Annotated in this window: 1 protein-coding gene; it reads right to left on the bottom strand. The window is 41.5% G+C overall.

Annotated elements, in window-relative coordinates; translation table 11 throughout:
- Nucleotides 1-277, bottom strand: a 277-nt coding sequence (locus tag ACNKXV_RS14815) for a WD40/YVTN/BNR-like repeat-containing protein (RefSeq protein WP_417908461.1), incomplete at both ends; no start/stop codon positions are given.

The raw sequence follows: 277 nt of genomic DNA, 5'->3' as shown, positions 1-277 counted from the left end.
CAGGAATAGCTCAGGATTGTACCGTCGTTACCTACTGCAAAGGCTGAATTGGGGTCCCCGTAGTTGACAGAATTTAGATCCCTAATGGTTCCACTGTTGATCTTAACCCAAGTTAACCCTCCGTCTTTTGTTTGGTATGTAATGCCACCTTCCCCCACTACAAAACCCAAAAAAAGATCCCAAAAATCCACTGAGGTCAAATTTACTTTTTCGGGAAATGGTAAAATTTCCCAAGTGACTGCTTTGTCTTTTGTCTTTAAGACTACGCCATTATTTC

Source organism: Christiangramia aquimixticola (genome assembly GCF_048285835.1).
GTDB classification, from domain to species: Bacteria; Bacteroidota; Bacteroidia; order Flavobacteriales; family Flavobacteriaceae; genus Christiangramia; species Christiangramia aquimixticola.
Note: the sequence above shows the minus strand (reverse complement) of the source record. Positions and strands in the feature narration are given on the sequence as shown.